The 16,940-nt window shown below is 47.2% G+C and carries 13 protein-coding genes and 1 riboswitch; of the genes, 5 read left to right on the forward strand and 8 right to left on the reverse strand.

Annotation, left to right across the window (positions count from 1 at the left end):
- Positions 1–146: 146 nt before the first annotated feature.
- Genes C400_RS0124530 through C400_RS0124540 form a run of 3 tightly spaced genes read right to left on the reverse strand, consistent with a single transcriptional unit; the run spans position 147 to position 1,876 of the window.
- Positions 147–998: a DUF4097 family beta strand repeat-containing protein gene (locus C400_RS0124530; protein ID WP_017428576.1), complete on the reverse strand. Its 852-nt coding sequence runs from the start codon at positions 996–998 to the stop codon at positions 147–149.
- Positions 999–1,002: 4 nt separating this feature from the next.
- On the reverse strand, positions 1,003–1,554 hold the full coding sequence (locus C400_RS0124535) for a DUF1700 domain-containing protein (RefSeq protein ID WP_017428577.1): 552 nt from the start codon (positions 1,552–1,554) through the stop codon (positions 1,003–1,005).
- The gene (locus C400_RS0124540; RefSeq protein ID WP_016822768.1) at positions 1,547–1,876 is read right to left on the reverse strand and encodes a PadR family transcriptional regulator; all 330 of its coding nucleotides are present in this window, start codon (positions 1,874–1,876) and stop codon (positions 1,547–1,549) included. The genes C400_RS0124535 and C400_RS0124540 overlap by 8 nt, the downstream gene beginning before the upstream one ends.
- Before the next feature lie 380 nt (positions 1,877–2,256).
- Between C400_RS0124540 and C400_RS0124545 the strand changes: the two genes are divergently transcribed.
- Complete coding sequence (locus C400_RS0124545; protein ID WP_016822769.1) at positions 2,257–2,790, forward strand: DUF6985 domain-containing protein; 534 nt, start codon at positions 2,257–2,259, stop codon at positions 2,788–2,790.
- A gap of 87 nt (positions 2,791–2,877) precedes the next feature.
- Here the strand turns inward: C400_RS0124545 and metE are convergent, their stop codons facing one another.
- The 4 genes from metE to C400_RS0124565 form a co-directional block, all read right to left on the reverse strand.
- Positions 2,878–5,196, reverse strand: a complete 2,319-nt coding sequence (metE, locus tag C400_RS0124550; RefSeq protein ID WP_017428578.1) for a 5-methyltetrahydropteroyltriglutamate--homocysteine S-methyltransferase — start codon at positions 5,194–5,196, stop codon at positions 2,878–2,880.
- A gap of 158 nt (positions 5,197–5,354) precedes the next feature.
- A riboswitch (cobalamin riboswitch) is annotated at positions 5,355–5,550 on the reverse strand.
- 189 nt (positions 5,551–5,739) lie between these two features.
- Positions 5,740–6,237 carry an anaerobic ribonucleoside-triphosphate reductase activating protein gene (gene nrdG / locus C400_RS0124555; protein WP_016822771.1) on the reverse strand — a complete coding sequence of 166 codons (498 nt, stop codon included), beginning with the start codon at positions 6,235–6,237 and terminating at the stop codon, positions 5,740–5,742.
- On the reverse strand, positions 6,234–8,183 hold the full coding sequence (locus C400_RS0124560; protein ID WP_017428579.1) for an anaerobic ribonucleoside triphosphate reductase: 1,950 nt from the start codon (positions 8,181–8,183) through the stop codon (positions 6,234–6,236). The genes nrdG and C400_RS0124560 overlap by 4 nt, the downstream gene beginning before the upstream one ends.
- Positions 8,184–8,475: 292 nt before the next feature.
- A complete protein-coding gene (locus C400_RS0124565) occupies positions 8,476–8,946 on the reverse strand; it encodes an AbrB/MazE/SpoVT family DNA-binding domain-containing protein (protein ID WP_017428580.1) in 471 nt (156 codons plus the stop codon).
- Positions 8,947–9,179: 233 nt separating this feature from the next.
- Between C400_RS0124565 and C400_RS0124570 the strand changes: the two genes are divergently transcribed.
- Together C400_RS0124570 and C400_RS0124575 are read left to right on the forward strand one after the other, a co-directional pair.
- Positions 9,180–12,101 (forward strand): glycoside hydrolase family 3 C-terminal domain-containing protein, encoded by a 2,922-nt coding sequence (locus tag C400_RS0124570; RefSeq protein WP_017428582.1) that lies wholly within the window; start codon positions 9,180–9,182, stop codon positions 12,099–12,101.
- A 66-nt stretch (positions 12,102–12,167) separates the two neighbouring features.
- Entirely contained in the window at positions 12,168–12,665 is a 498-nt protein-coding gene (locus C400_RS0124575) for an Rrf2 family transcriptional regulator (RefSeq protein ID WP_016822775.1), read from the forward strand.
- Between the two features lie 88 nt (positions 12,666–12,753).
- Here the strand turns inward: C400_RS0124575 and C400_RS0124580 are convergent, their stop codons facing one another.
- Complete coding sequence (locus C400_RS0124580; protein ID WP_017428583.1) at positions 12,754–13,845, reverse strand: diguanylate cyclase; 1,092 nt, start codon at positions 13,843–13,845, stop codon at positions 12,754–12,756.
- A gap of 222 nt (positions 13,846–14,067) precedes the next feature.
- On the opposite strand from C400_RS0124580, the gene C400_RS0124585 reads away from it, so the two are divergent.
- Positions 14,068–15,702 carry a spore germination protein gene (locus C400_RS0124585; protein WP_016822777.1) on the forward strand — a complete coding sequence of 545 codons (1,635 nt, stop codon included), beginning with the start codon at positions 14,068–14,070 and terminating at the stop codon, positions 15,700–15,702.
- A gap of 43 nt (positions 15,703–15,745) precedes the next feature.
- Positions 15,746–16,921 carry a Ger(x)C family spore germination protein gene (locus C400_RS0124590; protein WP_017428584.1) on the forward strand — a complete coding sequence of 392 codons (1,176 nt, stop codon included), beginning with the start codon at positions 15,746–15,748 and terminating at the stop codon, positions 16,919–16,921.
- Positions 16,922–16,940 lie beyond the last annotated feature (19 nt).

The raw sequence follows: 16,940 nt of genomic DNA on the forward strand, positions 1-16,940 counted from the left end.
AATGGCTGTTTTGTTTTTAAGTTTCCTATCCAGTCTCCTCCTTATCACTATATAACGTGGTTGTGCATCTGAGCACATGGTTACATTATACTAGGTTAAACCCCTTGAACCAAACTTCGCCTGATGAGACATTATGTAGTAGCCTCCTATTTGGAAATATCAATATCCCCTGAAGTGGTTTCGACCTTGATCACGCTCGCGGCGCCGGGAACAGATTCGGGAGTGTTTATGCTTCCAGAGTCAGAGTGGACATTATAGACACCTTTAAAATCGAGAGCCTGCTTAATATTTACATCACCGGAATCAGAATTCACTTCCAAGTTGGATACGGTGCGTTGCGTAATATTAGATTCCCCTGAGGTTAGGGATAGAAGGCCGTTACCGCTATAATCGCGGATGGTGACATCTCCTGAAGTAAGCTTTAGCTCCATATCTGCTGTAAGCTGATTGGCTATAAAGTTACCGGATGTTAGATTTGCGATCAGGTGGGTACTTCGGAGGTTTGTAATCTCGGCAGTGCCTGAGGTAGCAGTAATAGAAGTATTCTCCACGGAGGCATCTTGAAGTTTTACATTTCCTGAATGTGTATCTACCTGCAGATCAGCTAGTGTTTCCCCAGCAGGCATCTCTACAGTAATCGTTTGATCCAAATCAGGGGTAAACGAAAGGAATGACAAGGAAGGGGCCGGCTTCGATTGAATGGTAAGCTTACCGTTCTCAATTCGGGCATTATGAATCTGGTCGGCTACTTTTGTCTGAACTTCTCCGCTGATGCGTATCGTACCTTGGTCGCCAGAGCCAGGAGTGAACAAAATAGAAACATCATCAGAACTGTCCACTTTCAGGTTTTGAAGCTGACCACGTGTGAATGTCCATTTTTTATTTATAGCTGTTGTTTCTTTCATTACTTGTTGATTCCATGGAGCACCGTAGACCACCATTCCGGCTACACCGATGACAATGCACAATCCAGCTGCAATAAACCACATTTTATTCATGTTGTTAGTAAGCTCCCCTCAGGGTAGTCTGATTCCATTTCCAGTATCGCACTGTGCCCTTTACCATAAGGAGTAGGAGATAACGTACCCCAGGCAGCAGCAATAGCCCCATACCTGTTAACGTGATGGAGAAGAAGAATTTGGTCGGGTAAAAGGTGCTGTTGAGCGCATAATCAGTGACGGCGAGTAGAGGGGCTGCAACGAAACTGACCGCCACTGCGGTTAATGAAGCCCATACCGCCCATAGGGTAGCTAGAATCGGGATGGAGATCAACAAGTTGAGAAACAGCAGCCCTAAGAAAGTAAAAAGATTGCGTGCGAAGCTTCCTTGGCGAAGTGGAGGGGAAGCGTTCCAGCCTACATTGGGAACATCCAATGCTTCTCGGGCAATATCCTCTGGGTTCCCCAACTCATGGGCAATTTCAGTTTCGCTTTTTCCATTGGCCAAGCCGTAGTCAAAATGCTGGCTCAAATCACTAAGCAACTCATGGCGTACCTCTGCAGGGAGAGGAGATAGGCGCTGCTCCACCTCTGTAAGAAACTGTTTTCTATTCATCAGGATCTCCTTCCTTCAGTAGGCTTGCGACATGATGGACAAAATCATTCCATTCCCGTGTAAGTAATCTTGTATAATGGCTGCCGGTATCGGTCAGCCGGTAATATTTACGGGGCGGGCCCTCGGTCGATTCCTGTAAATACGTCGTGCAGTATCCCTCGGATACCAGACGGCGAAGCAGTGGATATAGGGCTCCCTCTGCTACTTCGATATGACGGGAGACGGCTTGAGCCAATTCGTAGCCATAGCGGTCTCTACGTCCAATTAGAACTAGAACGCATAGTTCCAGTACCCCTTTTTTGAATTGGATGTTCACATTCACGAGCGATGCTCCCTTCCTGATGTAATCATAATTCATAGGTGTCGTTCGGAATAAGGGGAAGAAACGTGTGTTTGTGCATAATTTGTCACGGGTACTAATTATAAATCAGTAGTCAGGTATAATTTAACATCATGTACTGATTAATGCAAGGTACTAAATTTTTAATAATAAAATCTTCGGGTCAAAATGGGCCGGTTTTCTTTCTTGAAGGCTTACACGAATAGCAAATCTTGTAGAATAAAGTAGTTTTATTTGGAAATTCCTCGATTTCTGGCTGGAAACACCCACAGAATGTTACTTTAATTTCATTCATTAAAATGATAGATTGTAAAGTGTTCAATAGAGCTAAAGATTACCTATTATAAAGAGGTGGATAAAGGATGGACTGGAAGCACTGGTATAGGGAATTGGAACAGGATGATGAGACTTGGGATGTGTCGGAGGAGGTTGTACTGCGTGGTGTGGTACATCTTGATTTTTGCGGGCATCCGTCGGAGGTAGAAGTCGAATTTATCGTGGGAGCCGACTCTGAAGAACAGGCACAGGCTATAGAAGAACCTACGGAACCTCAGAGAAAGACATGGGAGAAGTATATGGCATGTTCGTCAGCGATCCATCCTCAAGTATTGGAGTCCATATACCATCATTATGTAGACATCGTGGAAAAGTATCGGAAGGCATACAGCTTATGGGGAGAGGACCCTAATGAATATGCGCCTTATGTGGAGCGACCAGAGCAATTGCTGGATCGAATGCAGCTTATATCTATACTGATTTCCGACTCATCGGAAAAGGATGAACTATATTTGAATTTTAATTGTTCCTGGGATCGAGAGCATGGCTTAGGCGTACATCTGAAGCAGCTAAAAATCGAGCATATTCAAGGTTTATATACATTATATGACTTGGAATAAATAACTCCCTTCCGGTCTCTAATAGAAAGACCGAAAAGGGAATAGGATATGATGGATATAACAACGTGATTGGATACGATAAAAATATTAGTTGGATACAGACAGCACGGCTCGGGCTGCTTGAGCCGCCTGTACCATTTGCCGCAACGCGGCGACAGATTCCTCCTTGGTGCGGGTTTTCAGCCCACAGTCTGGATTAACCCAGAACAAATCTGCTGGCAGTACGCGCAAGGCACGCTGAATCATGCTTAGCATTTCTGATTCATCAGGAATGCGCGGGCTGTGGATATCGTACACGCCCAGACCGATGCCTTTGTCGTACACCTGATCCTCAAAGCTAACAATCAGTTCACCATGACTACGAGAGGTTTCAATAGAAATCACGTCGGCATCCATGTCTGAAATGGACTGGATCATATCTTGGAATTCGGAATAGCACATGTGTGTATGGATTTGGGTCGCAGGTTCAACAGTGGCCGTGGTCACAAGGAAGGCTTGAACCGCCCAATCCAGATAGGCCTGCTGTTGTTCTTTTTTCAACGGGAGCCCTTCGCGAATTGCGGGTTCATCCACCTGAATCATGCTAATACCCGCTTGTTCGAGTGCCTCTACCTCTGCCCGTAATGCCAGAGCTAATTGCAAAGCAACTTGCCTGCGTGGAATATCATTGCGTTCAAAGGACCAGTTCAAAATGGTCACAGGGCCTGTAAGCATTCCTTTAACTGGTTTGGAGGTTAACGATTGGGCAAATGCCGCCTCTTCCACAGTCATTGGTTGATCGAACGACACATCTCCGTAAATAATCGGCGGTTTAACACAGCGGGAACCGTAGGATTGCACCCATCCGTTTTGTGTAAAAGCAAAGCCTTTCAGCTTTTCGCCAAAAAACTCCACCATGTCGGTCCGTTCAAACTCCCCATGTACAAGCACATCTATGCCAATGTCCTCTTGAATATCAATCCATTCCTTGATCTGCTGCTGGATGAATGTCCGATATTGCTCGGCAGACCATTCTCCTTTGCGATAGTGCAGACGGGCCTTGCGAACCTCAGCAGTTTGCGGGAAGCTGCCGATGGTCGTCGTAGGCAGTGGGGGTAACTTCAGCCTATTTTGCTGAATTATACGGCGCTCGGCGAAAGGAACGCTGCGTGATAGTGGCTCCTTTGCCAACAGGTTGGCCAAATCGGCAGCTGTCTGTACCCTTGCCGCTGAGCTGTTGAAGCGGGCTACCGCTTCCGCACTTTGCTCAAGCTTGGCAAGTGCGGATGGATCATGCTTACCAAGTGCAGCCGTCAAGACTGCGATTTCATCCAGCTTTTCATCGGCAAAGGCTAGGGCATGCACCAGCTCTCGGTCCAGCTTGTGCTCTGCTTCCAGACTGACCGGCACATGCAGCAGACTGCACGATGGCTGCACGATAAGCTGTTCTGCATTGATTTGTTCTGCTAACTGGCCCAACAGCGCAGCCATGGCATTCAGGTCGCTGCGCCATATATTGCGCCCATCAATGACACCAGCACCCAGCGTTTTCCCTTTGGGGAAGCCATGTCGCGATATATGCTGGAGATTTTCGCCATCATCATAGACAAAATCAAGACCCAGTCCCTGGACTGGAAGTTCAGTCAGACGCTCATAATGATCTAGGCTACCAAAGTAGGTTTGCAGCATGATGTTTAAGGAGGGAGCAGCTTGGGTCAAAGCTTCATAGACCTCCTGAATAATATCCAGATCCTCTACTGGGAATGAGGTGGTCAGGACAGGTTCATCGATTTGGACCCATTGTACGCCTTCTGCTGCTAGTTCGGACAGGACTCGGGCGTATAAAGGCAGGAAGGTTCGTATAATAGAGGCCAGATCCTTACGATCATAGCCTTTGGATAAAACAACAAATGAGTAGGGACCGATGAGAACCGGTTTACCGTCAATACCTAGCTCCTGCTTTGCTTCACGATAAGCGAGTAAGGGCTTATTTTCAGTGAGCACTGGAGCCGCATTTTCCAATTCGGGAACGATGTAGTGGTAATTGGTATTCATCCATTTGGTCATTTCGCTGGCGGTAGCTCCCTTCTGCCCACGTGCCATCCCGAAATACACAGACAGAGGAACCGGACCTGTAGGACGATAGTTGAACCGTTCGGGTACGAGACCGAACATCACAGATGTATCCAGCACATGATCGTAATAGGAAAAGTCTCCGACAGGAATGCGATCAATCCCTTTGTCACGTTGCTTGCTCAGATGCTCCAGCCGCAATCTTTTCATCTCACTATGCAGTTCACTTTCGTTAATACTACCCTGCCAGAAGCGCTCCAGTGCTTTCTTCCATTCCCGGTTCCCGCCGATACGCGGATATCCCAGATTACTGCTAGTCAAACCGGACAATGTAGATCGTTCGTTAATGGACATGTAGGTTTCCTCCTAAGTGGTAGCCAGTTTATTTTTACGTACCAAAAAAGGCATTCTGTCCCCAAGGCTAAAAATAAGTAGGGGAAAGAATGCCTCCGCGATTAAAATTCAAAAATACGGCGACTGCTCTTAACACCTCCCTATCTTCCGTAGGTACTGCGATGTTGTTAAAATAGGCAGGTCTCCTGACTTACGGATCATGACGTTCAGCATCCCTTCCCGGTCTGTGGACCAGTGGGTGTATGAGCAGCTGAACATTCCCCGTTTACAGTGGCGGGACCGTCCCGGATTTGCACCGGCTTCCCTTTTAAGTCTGATCTGAATAGAACAGACACCTATTTCCAAACTATGCGATTAAGGTATGACGAATAATTATGCACTCGTATACTTGTTCACCATCATAAGTGAAACTCACAGGATGTGCAATAGAAACAGTAATAGAAACTGGGGTGCAATCTGTTAGTTATATGCAAAAAAGACAAGCCCAACCCATCGTGGGGAACTTGTCTTTGGTATAGCATCTTGCTAAGTAGAACATCGCCTTTAAGCTAATGAAACGGTGTAACCTGCTTGAGTACTGGCTTTCACATCTACCAGGCGCTGATTACGGCTGCCCCGAAAGGGGAGGGTCAGATCTTTTTGCTGTTCAACAAAACGGCCATCTACAATCACGTCACACAATAGCGCCAGCTCCTGTCGCTCCTGATCCATGAGCAGATCTTCGTAAACAAAGCCTGTGTAGGCCCAGACGGTTCGGTCGGGACAAGCCGCACGGAAGTCACGTACAAATTGCGAGCATTCTGCTGCTGAGAAAAAAGGGTCTCCCCCGCAGAGAGTCAATCCGTCCAACAGCGGATTATCCATGATATCACGGATGACCTCCTGTTGACGCTCGGGCGTGAATGGCTCCCCTGCGCGAAAGTTCCACGAAGCTGGATTAAAGCAGCCGGGACAGGCATGGCGGCAACCGCTAATGAATACGACGGTGCGCAGGCCGTATCCTTCATTCAGAGATTCCGGAATATAGCCGCACAAATTCACTTATGCTTCACCCGGTCGCGAACTTCGGCTTGCTTGGCAGCATTAAAACGAACGGTATAATCACCTGTCAGATATCCGGTTACCCGACGTAAACGCTGAAAGTGCGTGTGTTCCTCATCCGTGCCGCATTGAGGACAGCTTGTCCCGATAATCCCTTCATAGCCGCATTCCGTACAACGATCCACCGGATGGTTGATGGAGAAGTAGCCAATGTTCTGATGCAGCGCGTATTGAACAATTTTAAGAAACGCCTCCGGGTTATTCCGCGCATTACCGTCCAGCTCGATGTATGAAATTGCACCCGCATTACATAGATTATGGAACGGAGCCTCCAAGCTGATTTTACGAGCAGCCGGGAGCTTGTAATACACCGGAATATGAAAGGAATTCGTGTAATATTCCCGGTCATTTACTTCAGGAATAACTCCGAAGTCACGTTGATCCAGCAATGTGAACTTGCCCGACAGCCCTTCGGCAGGTGTCGCGAACAGTGTAATATTTAGATTGTGATGTTCACTCATTCGATCACAATACACGCGCATGGAGGTGATGATTCGCTGTGCTTCACGGTATACAAAATCATCCTCTCCGTGGTGTTTTCCGTATAATGCTTTCATACACTCAGCCAGCCCGATAAATCCGATCGAAAGCGTACCGTGCTTTAGGACGCTTCCCACCTTCTCATCAGGTGCCAGTTCTTTTCCGCCTTCCCATACCCCTTCGCGCATCATAAAGTCCGAGGCTTTGGCTGGCTGGCTGGTCTGGATATGATAGCGATGGATTAGACCGTCTACTGCAATTCGCATAACCTCTTCCAGTCTCGCGTCAAAGCGGTCACGGTCAGGTGTCAGACGCTTGCCTGTGCAAATACCATATTCAATCCCGAGCCGTACCAGATTAATAGTATTAAATGAGAGATTACCCTTGCCGCTCTGGCGGTTTCTGCCGAAACGGTCAGAAATGGTACGGGTACGGCAGCCCATCGTGGCAATGATGGTATCCGGGTCATCTGCGCGGTAATAAGGCAGATTGAAGGTAGCATCCACATTCACAAAGTTGGGATACATCCGCTTGCTGGAGCATTCTACCGCTTTTATGAACAAATCGTAGTTGATATCGCCCTCTGCCTGGTTGACTCCTTTTTTACATTGGAAAATATGTTGTGGGAAAATAGGAGTTTCCCCGCTGCCCAGTCCACGAATCGTGGCTTCCAGCAGCGATTGCGAAACAAGCCGACCTTCAGCAGACGTACACATCCCGTAATTCAGTGAAGTGAACGGAATTTGCCCCCCTGCCCGACTGCTCATCGTGTTCAGGTTATGAATGAGCGACTCGGCGGCCTGCCGGGTTTCTGTTTCCGTTTCCTCATAGGCAAATGAGTATGAACGAGGGCAGACTTCTTGCAAATGGGTATTGGCTAAATGCAGTTCGTCATCAGACCAGTTGGAGTCTATTTCTTCCTTGAACAACCGGAGTCCTTTGCGCAGGTGCTTGCGGAAGGAACGAGCAACGTATGGAGCTAGATCCCAATCTATTTTATTGGCAGAGACACCACCAAATTGGCTATTTTGTTGAGACTGGAATATGATGGCGACCAGTGCCATAGCAGACATAATTGTTTGCGGTGTGCGTACAGAGCCATTGCCTGTATTGAAACCGTCTTGTAGCAAACGACCAAATGGGATAAAGATACAATTTGTAGTTCCGAGCGCATATTGGTCCAAATCGTGAACATATACATACCCATGGTCAATCGCGTCTGTTAATTCAGGCGGAAGTACACGCAGGCGCGCATACCATTTGGCATATTCCGAGCCAAGCTTGCTCATTTTGCCGCTAAACGATTCTCCATTTAAATTTGCATTCTCCCGCAGCATGTCCAGATCTTGTGCCCCAATGACTCGCTCACCGATGTCGTATAATTGATGTTCCTCCAGCACCTTCATCGTAAAACCCTCCATATAGTAAAAAATATATATTTTTCACAAAAACAACATATTGATGATATCTAGTGATAACCAATTGTTTCGATCTATATATTGTATATACGTAGACATTGAGAGTATGTGACTATTGTCACATTGATAGAGGCGAGAAGCAGGAAAAGGCCAGGTATAGAATAAGGGACACATCCACAGATATGCACCTTACTCTACACCTGGCCATTGTAGTTACAGTGAAATAAGTAGGTTTTCGAGTACATCGTATATGATATTGGGAAAAAAATTTTTAGAAGGTTTAGAGCAGCTTTTTCAGTTGGGACACACGGCCTTGGGAAATATCGAGCATTTCTGCATACACTTTTTGTGGCAGGTTCGGATGTTCCTGAATCAGCTTGCGGAGCTTTTTTACCATTTCACCTTGTTGCACTCTGGAATGCTTGGGCTGCCAGGTAGTGTTGGCTTGGTTCGATTTGGTATGTTCTTGAGCCTGGATGGCATCGTTGCTTGTGGCATGTACATGTTCATCGTTCTTTAATAACTGGATGCAATCAGCGCAAATAAAGCTGTCCCGAAAATAAGTTAAATGATCCACTGCGCCGCAAAATTTGCAGGAGACACCCGTGTATTTCCTTAATACAAATCCTTCTTCATCTACGAAGAATTCAAGCGAATCACCGATATTGATATCCATAGTGGTGCGCATTTCCTTAGGGAGTACAATTCGCCCCAGCTGATCCAGAGGCCGTGTCATTCCGGTATTTTTCATCAGCGCTTCCTCCTTCAATGATATATCCTGATTATACCAAAAAATATCATTTTTAGCTTTATATAAGAAAAAGAAATTGCAACTTTTTTTTCTCGTATGCCGCGGTTTGTATTTCATCCAATTTAGGATGTTTTCGGTATTGTTGCTGGTGTAATCCTTTTTCGTTATGATATATTAAAGCGCTTTCGTGCATAACTTTTTATCATCTTAATGAAGCTAAGGAGATGACGGATTTGAGTCATGAAACAACGGGTATCGAATATTTATTTCAAGATCCGAAGATTCAACTAGATGAGCGTGTACGGGATCTCGTGTCGCGACTAACCTTAGAGGAAAAGATCGAATCTATGCTGCAATACCAGCCGGCCATTGACCGTTTGGGAGTTGCAGCTTACAAGCACGGTACGGAAGCAGCACACGGGATAGCCTGGTTGGGAGAGGCCACTTCATTTCCTCAGCCTGTGGGTTTGGCCTGTACTTGGGATACGGAGTTAATGCGTCAGATCGGCTCTGTTATTGCAGATGAGGCGCGTGTCTACTATCGTCGTGATCCAAAATTGAACGGTCTTACCCTGTGGGCGCCTACAGTGGATATGGAGCGTGACCCAAGATGGGGAAGGAATGAGGAGGCCTACGGCGAAGACCCGTATTTGACGGGAGAATTGTCGAAGGAGTTAGTCAAAGGGATACAGGGTGATCATCCGGTATATTTGAAAGCGGTTGCGACGTTAAAACATTTTCTAGGTAACAATAATGAAGTGGACCGGGGTATTGGCTCCTCCAGCATAGACCCACGAAACCTGCGAGAATATTATCTAAGAGCATTTGAGAAGCCTTTTACGGAGGGCGGAGCCCAGTCGATGATGACTTCTTACAACTTGATTAACGGGACGCCTGCTACGTTATACCATGGTGTTAACGATATTGTCAGAGGCGAATGGGGAATGGACGGCTTTGTCGTAAGTGATGCGGGTGATGTGATGGGGATTGTAAACGACCATCAATATTACGTTTCCCATACGCCGGGCGTGGCTGAATCTATTCGCGCTGGAATTGACAGCATTACCGATGATGCAGAGCTCTCCAAGCAGGCGATTCGAGAAGCTTTGGAGCAGGGCTCGCTACAAGAAGAGGACTTGGATCGGGCATTGTTCCATACGTTCCGTGTTCGTTTTCGTTTGGGGGAATTTGATCCGGCGGCAGACAATCCATATGCCTCCATCGGGGAAGAGGCTTTAATGACAGAGCAAGCCCGTGCATTGTCGTTGCGTGCGGCGAGGGAGCAGATCGTACTGCTCAAAAATGAGCAAAAGCTTCTGCCATTGAACCCTGCCCAGTGCGGCAAAGTAGCGGTCATTGGTTCGCATGGCAATGAGGTGTTCCGCGACTGGTATTCCGGTACGCTGCCTTACCGGGTTACACCGCTGGAGGCGATTCGTGCCAAGCTGGAAAGCGGGGGCGCGGAGGAACGTGTCGTGTACTCCGATGCCAAAGATCGTGTGACCTTGACGGCATCGACTGATGGCGCGAAGCTCATAGTTAATTCTTCTGGCGATATGCGCCTGTCCCAGGGTGGAGAGCCAACGGTATTGACCATGACAGATTGGGGCTATGGCAGCGTGACACTGCATGATGAACATCTGGGTACCTATGTGACGAGCGATGAGGAGACGCTTCGTGTGACAGCTGCTGAAGCGTATGGCTGGTATGTTAAAGAGGTCTTTGGACTGACTCCTGTAGAACAAGGAGAGCATCTGTGGACCACGTGGAATGGTAAGCCAGTGATCGCAGGAACGGAAGGCTCCTTAAAGGTGATGGAATCCGCAACTCCTGCATCTAACGTCACAGACTCCGACCGTACGACTTTCCGTATTGAGACGGTATCGGATGGCTTGGCGGAGGCGATAGCCGCTGCGCAAGCGGCAGATACAGCGATTGTATTCGTTGGAAATCACCCGCTCATTAACGGAAAAGAAGAGAATGATCGCCCAGGCCTGGAACTGGCTGCTTCCCAGCAACGACTTATCGAGGAAGTATATCGCGTCAATCCGAATACGATTGTGGTTCTGACGGGCAGCTATCCATTTGCGATTCCTTGGCTTCAAGAGCATATTCCAGCGATCGTATATACGTCTCATGCGGGACAAGAGCATGGTACAGCCATAGCGGATGTATTGTTTGGAGATTACGCACCCGCAGGGCGTCTGAACATGACCTGGGTTCAGAACGAGGATCAATTGGGTGATATCAGGGATTATGATATTATTCGTGGCGGTCGTACCTATCAATATTTTGAAGGTGAACCGTTATATCCATTTGGACACGGGCTAACGTATTCGCCATTTGAATATAGTGATCTGCATACAGACGCCCATAAGGATAACGTTAAATCTATGGCTACACTTGACGCCGCAGATGCTATCCAGGTGTGGGTAGATGTGACGAATCGAGGGGGAGCTGCTGGTGAAGAGGTTGTACAACTATATGTACGCTCTGAAGCCTCGCGCGTAAAGCGCCCGTTGAAGACACTGTGTGGATTTCAACGCATTCGCTTGGAGCCAGGTGAGACGCGAACGGTCTCTTTTACGGTTCGGGTAAAGGATTGGGCGATTTGGGATGTCACACGGGATTATTATTGCGTTGAATCGGGTGAATATACACTGCTGGCAGGTGCCTCCTCAGCAGATATTCGATTGGAGCATCCTGTGTACGTTCGAGGTGAAGTTATTCCACCACGGCAAGCTGGACCAAGGATACGAGCTGAAAACTTTGATGATTGCTTCGACATCCTGCTGGATGAAAGCAAGGAGCAAAGGGAGGCCTGTGTACGTCCCCGTTCACCGCAACGTTCTGGTTGGATTGCTTTTCATGGCGTAGACATGAATACGGTGAGTGTAGCCGAGTTTCAGTGCCGCGTGTCAGGCAACAGCAGTGATGCAGCCATTGAACTGCATTTGGATGGGCCAGACAGCCAAGCTGTGGCACGCATCAATGTGGGTAATACAGGAGGGGCACAAGCATGGGTGACACTCTCGGAAAAGGTACAGTCAGCCTCCGGCATCCGGGATGTTTATCTGTCACTTAGTGGAGAAGTACGACTAGGTCATTTTACTTTGGGCGCTAGGGATCCAGAGGGTTCCGGCTTTCAGGCTTGAACTTACATCTGACATCACGTACAATGCATTCAACGAAGTTTCTACAGCTTAGGGGTGTCATCTCATTTGAATAGTGAAAAAAGACTACGCACCGCAACGCCCAAATGGCTTGGAATTGCGGTAAAGGCGCTTGTCTATTTGGAAAAACACGGGGAGCTTTGTGCCAGCGGCTCTATTGCCCGCTCCATTGATTGCGAAGTCACTTTGGTGCGCAGAGTGCTGACACGGCTTGTGCAGGCTGATTTGATTGCAGCACGTGAAGGGCGCGAGGGAGGTTATGTGCTTACCCGTTCAGCGGATCATATTACACTTGCTGATATATACCACGCCATTGAAATATGTGATCCCATTTTCCCGGGGATGATGCATGAACCGGAGACGAACCCTTTTTGCGGGGAGTTGGCGATCGCCGTATCTGAGATTTTAGCTGAGAGTGAACGTCGTATGCTGGAAGTATGGGAATCTCATACGCTTGCTTCGCTCGCCAAGCGTACATCCCTTGTGGTGGGGAATTGCAATCATACTGAAGATAAGGATGCCAAGTCACCTTCCCCTAGGGATTAACATCTTTTCTTTTTAAAAGGATAATAGCCGATACGATCCTCAAGAGAGGGTTGTATCGGCTATTTCTGTGTAAGGGTCATGCCTCAAGTTATATTTCATAGGAGCAAACCCGATTACGTCCTGCTTTTTTAGCTTCATATAATGCTTTGTCCGCCTGTTCCAGCAGGGCTGCTCCGGATATATCTTCTCCTGTACCAGGGAAGGTGGTCACGCCGATGGACACGGTGACTTTAAGAATAAGTCCGTCCGCTAAAACAAACTCGTACTGATTTACTCCGCTAAGAATCTGATTAGCTATGCGTAATGCTTGCCGAAAAGCACAATTCGGCAATAGTACGGTGAATTCTTCTCCCCCGCTGCGAGTGACTACATCATTAGTACGGCACTTTTCCATTAAAATCTGCCCAAGCTGACGCAGCACTGTATCGCCTGCGGCATGTCCGTAGGTATCGTTGACTTTCTTGAAGTGATCAATATCCAACACCAGTACAGATAAGTGCTCATGACGTTGACGAGCTTGAGGGAGCTGTTCTTCCAATGAGAACTCAAGCTGTCTTCTATTGCTTAAATTAGTGAGATGGTCTGTGTAGGAGGTATGCTCCAGTCGAAGTAACAGCTCATTGGATGTGTTGATAGATTCAGCAATGAGGTACAGAAGACATCCGCCGACCATGGAAATGAAGAATTGGAGCGGATACACGTGCAGAACATCATCGAGATTTTTCAAATTTATCATAAGGGGACAGAATATAATGCCCAAAGCAAAAACATTCATCATAATCAGCTTGGGTAAACGCGACCAGGACAAATGTGACAGTACAGCACACCCCAGACCAGCGAGCAGTATAAAAATGGCGCCTACGATGGCTTGAGTGTTGATACCAAACAGCAATAGTCTGCCTAAACATATAAAAAGCGTTGCCATAAGCGCAGCTGGGGCGCCGATATAAGTTGCGGTAGCTACGATAGCCAGATGTCGAAGATCAGCGATGGTATTAAATCCTACTGGAATGGAGTAGTACATGATAACAATGCCATAGCACCCAAAAAGAGCGCCACCAATCCAATGTACCTTATGCGTTAAGGTGTGTAGACGGATTTTATACCTTTGTGAAACAAGACCGGTTATGTACAAAAAGGTGACAAGGATACAGGTATTTACAAAAAACGTACTAAACAAGATGTTAACCCTCCCGAGAGGCATATTCCTTCATTTTATCAAAAAGAACTGACATTAGGCTTAAAAAATTAAAAATTTATTCAAATTTATTACGCTGGGTTTGCTTAAAACGTTTCGATCGAGTGCTTGGTGCATAACTGGGAACAGATTGAGCATACTCCAAAGATACATTAATTAGGAAATAGGTAGTGTACTGTTGCCATTTGGAGAGGAGGTTTGCTCATGATTCGCTATCCCTATCGCAAACATAATAGAAAATCGGGTGTGGATAAGAAGAATGGAAATTCTCCGCGCTATTTAAAAATCGAGGCTTGTTTGGAAACCAACTTGCAGCAAGTTAAGGAGTTGACGTCAGATAGCCCAGACTTTCTGATTCGCCGCTTTAAAGTGGGCCTTAGGGCGGATGTCCCCGCCGCTATTGTGTTTCTAGATAGTATGGCCAAAACGGATACGGTGAATGAACTCATCATGAAATCCATGCTTAGCCGCCCATCTGCTGAGGTAGCTGTGGAGGTGGAGAGCGCAGAGGCGCTGTACACAAAAATACAGAGTCACGCGCTTGCACTTGGAGAAGTGAAGGACTGTGATGATTGGAATTCCATGATGAAGCAATTGTTAATGGGGGACACAATCATCTTATTGGAAGGCTGCGAAAAAGCCATTGCGTGCGGTACACGTGGGGGAGAGACACGCGCTGTCAGCGAGCCAACAACCCAGACAGTCGTCAGAGGACCAAAAGATGGATTTGTGGAATCTCTGTTCACGAATATTTCTCTGGTTCGGCGACGGATTAAAAGCTCTGATCTTACACTGGAAATGTTTCAAGTGGGAAGCACGTCTCTCACGAATGTGGCCATGCTATACATGAAGAATATTGCGAATCCACGTGTCGTAGAGGAGGTTCGTAAACGGATAGAAAGCATCAACATTGACGCTATATTTGAGTCCGGCATGGTTGAGGAGATGATACAAGAAAATCATTTCACACCCTTCCCAACGATCTTTAACACGGAAAGACCTGATACCATCAGCAGCAATATTATGGAGGGCCGAGTGGCGCTCATTATAGACGGAAATCCGTTTGTATTGGTGATGCCCACAGTGTTTGCTCAATTTTTCCAGAACTCTTCGGATTATGAAGAGCGTTACGATATGGCGACTGTTGTTCGGCTCATTAGATATATCAGCTTCATTATTCTTATTCTAGGGCCTTCTCTCTACATTGCTTTAACAACATATCATTATGAAATGATACCGACTCCATTGCTGATTAGCATATTAGCTCAGCGGGAATCCGTTCCTTTTCCGGCATTTCTAGAGGCGTTAATTCTGGAGATCACCTTTGAGATTTTGCGTGAGGCAGGTATCCGAATGCCGCGTGCGGGTGGCCAAACGGTATCCGTTATAGGAGCGCTTGTGCTGGGTCAAGCGGCTGTGGAAGCCGGAATTGTCACCCCGCTACTCACGATTGTAGTAGCCCTGACGGGGATAGCCAGTTTCGCAATCCCAGCCTACAACATGGCAGTAGCCGGGAGATTGTGCCGATTTATTTTCATGATCCTGTCTGCGTTCATGGGCCTATACGGCATTACATTGGGGCTGATTGCGCTAATTGCTCATATGAACAGTCTGAGTTCCTTCGGGGTGCCCTACATGGCGCCTTTTAGTCCTTTTGTGCTGGAGAGTCAAAAGGATGCCGTATTGCGACTCCCATTCTGGATGATGAAGAAACGTCCTAAAAGCATTACGTCTAAGAACCAGAAACGAATGAAGGATGGAAGCGGAAATTCCCCTTCGGATAAAACCACGCCGATGCAGGAGGGGGGCAATCAGGGTGTATCAGGGGAAGAGGAATGAACAAAGTGCTGTAACCTTTAAGGGGAGAATAGGAGGACTGTGTTTGGTCTTGCTTCTGTTCGCTCCATTGTTATCCAGTTGCTGGGATTCTGTGGAGTTGAACCAGCGAGCCGTAGTAGCGGGAATAGGAATTGATATGGCGGGGGAGTCAGAATATGAGGTCTCCCTGCAGGTGATCGTGGCAGATGAAATCGCTGGAGCCAAAGCGAGAGGAGATACCCCTGTCGTTTTGTATCGGGAAAAGGGCAAAAGTCTGTTTCAAGCGATTCGCAAAGCTTCACAGAGGATCCCACGGACTATTTCTCTGGCGCATGCTAGATTGGTCGTCATCGGAGAAAAGCTGGCACGGCATGGAATTGGCGATACGCTGGATTTTCTGGAAAGGTATACGGAAACCCGTCTGACGATGAAAATGCTGATAGCACGCGGTGAAACTGGAAAGGATGTACTGGCAACCATGACTGCGATCGGCCGCATTCCCGCTAATGATATTTCAGGAAAGCTGGAATTATCTCAAAATTTGTACGCTGGGGATTACGCGGTGAGTGTCGATGATGTCATTCGCAGCATGTCCAGTAAAGGGAGTGGTCCTGTGCTTACGGGCGTAGAGGTGAGCGGCAATTTGGAGCAGGCCTCACGGAAGGACAATGTGGACAATGTCTTACCGGAAGCAGTTGTTCACATTAATGGGATGGGAGTATTCCAAAAAGATCGTCTTGTCCGCTGGTTGGACGATGGCCAAGCAGTTGGACTGTCTTTGATTAATAACAAAGTGAAAAGTGCGGAAACAACAATGAGTTGTGATAAGAAAGGGGAAACCGTTAGTATTGAAACCTTGTTCTCTAAAACCCATATAGACAGTCAGATGGAGCGAGGTGAGCCTGTTTTTGTAATTCATTTGAAGCAGACCGGAGCAATACAGGAAGCTGAATGTTCCATTAACCTGAAAAGTTCAGAGGTTATCAAACGATTGCAGGAGCAATGGGCAGAGGAAACGAAACGCGTCATTTTATCAACCGTCAAAGAGGTTCAGCGTACTGGCAGCGATGTGTTCGGCTTAGGTCTTGCACTTGAGAGGAGATACCCAAAACAATGGAAAAGGCTCTCTTCCGATTGGAGCCGTTATTTTGCAGAAAGCACCGTTCGTGTTCAGGTGACTTCGGTATTGAAGCATACACAGTCGCGAACCAACCCGTACTCAAGGGGAGAAGCCGACTAGTGAAATCAGGAAGGGGGGA

Source organism: Paenibacillus sp. ICGEB2008, assembly GCF_000307675.1.
GTDB lineage: Bacteria > Bacillota > Bacilli > Paenibacillales > Paenibacillaceae > Paenibacillus > Paenibacillus polymyxa.

Coding starts and splice junctions, on each gene's coding strand:
- C400_RS0124530 (WP_017428576.1), bottom strand. CDS start 998: ATGAATAAAATGTGGTTTATTGCAGCTGGATTGTGCATTGTCATCGGT.
- C400_RS0124535 (WP_017428577.1), bottom strand. CDS start 1,554: ATGAATAGAAAACAGTTTCTTACAGAGGTGGAGCAGCGCCTATCTCCT.
- C400_RS0124545 (WP_016822769.1), top strand. CDS start 2,257: ATGGACTGGAAGCACTGGTATAGGGAATTGGAACAGGATGATGAGACT.
- metE (WP_017428578.1), bottom strand. CDS start 5,196: ATGTCCATTAACGAACGATCTACATTGTCCGGTTTGACTAGCAGTAAT.
- C400_RS0124560 (WP_017428579.1), bottom strand. CDS start 8,183: ATGAAGGTGCTGGAGGAACATCAATTATACGACATCGGTGAGCGAGTC.
- C400_RS0124565 (WP_017428580.1), bottom strand. CDS start 8,946: ATGAAAAATACCGGAATGACACGGCCTCTGGATCAGCTGGGGCGAATT.
- C400_RS0124585 (WP_016822777.1), top strand. CDS start 14,068: ATGATTCGCTATCCCTATCGCAAACATAATAGAAAATCGGGTGTGGAT.